Source organism: Burkholderia sp. GbtcB21, assembly GCF_019091065.1.
GTDB classification, from domain to species: domain Bacteria; phylum Pseudomonadota; class Gammaproteobacteria; order Burkholderiales; family Burkholderiaceae; genus Burkholderia; species Burkholderia pyrrocinia_C.
On the sequence record NZ_JAGXKA010000141.1, the window covers coordinates 1 to 347 of the forward strand.

At 57.1% G+C, this 347-nt stretch carries 1 protein-coding gene; it reads right to left on the reverse strand.

The features are described from left to right. The coding region (locus tag KVT39_RS36635) for a cupin-like domain-containing protein (RefSeq protein WP_217591445.1) at positions 1 to 347 on the reverse strand (347 nt) is incomplete at both ends.

Consider the following 347-nt stretch of genomic DNA (forward strand, 5'->3'; position numbering starts at 1 on the left):
ACCATCGCGTAGAGGTTGTCGTAGGAGTCGTAATGCAGAGTCGACGCGTTGCCCCCGATCCCCATCCACAGATAGGGCGGTCGCATGATTTCCGCTAGTGGTGCAAACGAGGGCCGGACGATGTCGCCGACCAGCTCGGGAAGGTATTGCAACGTATCGACCTGCGCCAGATAATAGGTTGTCGGGCTGCTGGCGTCGCCGTCGAGCAGATAGTCGATAAAGCGGCCAAATTTCGAGTGAATGCGATCTTTTCCGATGCGCTCCGGAAGTGCGAATTCCTTGTCAGGGGAAAACTCGATCGGGACGGAGCGTTTTCCCGCCGCGGCTTTCAGATATGTCGAACTCCA